This window comes from Streptomyces sp. FH025 (assembly GCF_017427025.1).
Taxonomy (GTDB): domain Bacteria; phylum Actinomycetota; class Actinomycetes; order Streptomycetales; family Streptomycetaceae; genus Kitasatospora.
Genome location: NZ_JAFLNG010001023.1, coordinates 1 through 1,973, shown reverse-complemented (window position 1 = coordinate 1,973; position 1,973 = coordinate 1). Strand labels below are relative to the sequence as shown.

Genomic DNA, 1,973 nt, shown 5'->3' with positions numbered 1-1,973 from the left:
ACCGGGCCACGCGCGAAATCACCGACAGAACAAAGGTGGTTCACACCCCCCACACCGGGCCACTCACCAAGCCACCGACGGGACAAGGGGGTTCAGGCTCCCCGCACCACTCCACACACGAAGTCGCCGGCGGGAAAGACGTGTTCGGCCTCTCTCAGGGCATCGCCGCCCGGCACGGCTCGATCACGGCCCGAACGCGATCTCGCCGCCCGCGCCGCCGACCTGACACTGCCGTAGAGCTCCGGCGTCGTCGAAGGCCACGTCACCCGGGGCAAAATGATCAAGCGCCAGTTGTACGGCCGGCCGGCTTCGGCCTCCTGCGGAAACGAGTCCTGTCGGCATCCTGACGGGAAAGTCACGAACTCTGCCGGAGTCGCTCCGCAGCCTGAGCAGGGGTGTCGTAGTAACCAGGCCGTGCCAGCAGGACCGAGCTGAAGTAGTAGCCCTGCTCGTCCTCTGGCTCGTCGTCGGCTGCGAACGGGCGCCAGAAGCTCAGGAGCAGGTCAGAGGCGACGAACGACGCCGGATCGTCGGGGTCTGCCTCGATCGAGGTGTACTCGCCCATGCGTTGCACCAGCTCGCGGGCCGGGATCGCGAACACGTCCAGGCCCCGGAAGATGACTCGGTCTGTCTGAGTCGACGGCCTCCCGAACTCAATGGCTTCGAGCATGTCTCGCGTGCAGTGGATGCTGATCATCAGTCCACTGGGACGGAAGACGTGTTGACCCTGCCGGTCGGACTCCGAGACCGCGGAGAGATCGCGGAATGAGTCCAGCGCCGTGTTGGCCGAGTGCCGAGTCATACCGATCCGCAACGAGCCAACGCCGGTTGGTGGGGCGAGGTCGAAGCCCATGCGGGCATGATGCCAAACCGCTCTGTCAACGCTCGAAGGTCGAACTGTACGCCGCGACCCGGCGCGACGACCGCGACGGCATGAAACTGCGGGAGATCGAGCGCAAGGTCCATGACCTCAAGCTCCGATCGGGCCGCTGCCCGTGGTCGACAGCAGGCGAGGGAACTCGGGCAGTTGTCATTCGGTGGGCTGATCGACGGGATGGTGACGGCCCTCGGGGACTTCGACGCCGCTGGACAGGCGCCGGCCTGACGGTTCCTGCTGGCGATGACCCGGGTGGTGCGTCAGCATGCTGACTTTCTGCGAGTGTTCGCGTCGCAGGATGTCACCGCTGTGCACCGCTGCCACGACGCTAACCACGAGAGTGGAGAGGAGCGCGAGCAGCATCGGCCCGTATCCGCCGTCGGAGGCCACTGCCACGACGACGGTCTCGCCGAGATATGTCGTCCCGGCGACGATCCCGGCGAGCGGCCCTCGCAGTGAAGCGCGCCCAGCCAGCCACTCAGGTGACAGCGCAAGTGCCGCACCGGTGATCGCGCCGGCCAGAACGCCGACACCCAGGCTTCCGCCGACCACGACGGCAAGTCGGGAGAAGCCCGGCAGGACATGCGGCTTCACGAGGAGCTGCGCGACAGCGACACCGAGCCACAACGAGGCAGCCAGCCCGGCAGGCGCAGCTCCTATGCGGACTCCCAGCCGAACACCACGTCGGATCACAACGGCGATCACGGCACGAACCCCCACCACTCGACCTCGGCCACTCTATGCAGAATATTGAACGCGTTCAAATAGGCTGCGACGATGGTGCCCGGCCGACCATCGAGCAGGAGTTGGAAGACCCAGCCCCAGGGGCCGCGCCAGCCGATCAAGGCGAGGCCGAGCATCGCCCCATGAAGGCTTTGCGGCCTGCCTTCGAGACGGAGTCGTCGACGCGGTGACGACGGATCAGGTGAGACGGCGTCGGCCGTCTTCGCCCTGATCCGTCGCGCGCCGGTCGCCGCGGCCTCGACCAGCCAGGCCGCCGCCCCGTCGGTCAAGGAAGAACCACGGGCCAGGCCACCTCCACACCACGAACACGACCGAGCCCGGGTGCGGCAACGCCCACCACCACCGACCGACA

3 protein-coding genes are annotated in these 1,973 nt (G+C 67.1%); all 3 read right to left on the bottom strand.

Features of this window, described 5'->3' with window-relative positions:
* Positions 1 to 355 precede the first annotated feature (355 nt).
* A complete protein-coding gene (locus J0670_RS36865) occupies positions 356 to 853 on the bottom strand; it encodes a hypothetical protein (protein WP_207817140.1) in 498 nt (165 codons plus the stop codon).
* A 177-nt stretch (positions 854 to 1,030) separates the two neighbouring features.
* A complete protein-coding gene (locus tag J0670_RS36860; protein ID WP_207817139.1) occupies positions 1,031 to 1,582 on the bottom strand; it encodes a hypothetical protein in 552 nt (183 codons plus the stop codon).
* The gene (locus J0670_RS36855) at positions 1,579 to 1,890 is read right to left on the bottom strand and encodes a hypothetical protein (RefSeq protein WP_207817138.1); all 312 of its coding nucleotides are present in this window, start codon (positions 1,888 to 1,890) and stop codon (positions 1,579 to 1,581) included. The genes J0670_RS36860 and J0670_RS36855 overlap by 4 nt, the downstream gene beginning before the upstream one ends.
* Positions 1,891 to 1,973 lie beyond the last annotated feature (83 nt).

Bases quoted from the DNA above. Each gene is read 5' to 3' on its own strand.
- J0670_RS36865 (WP_207817140.1), bottom strand. From the start codon at position 853: ATGGGCTTCGACCTCGCCCCACCAACCGGCGTTGGCTCGTTGCGGATC.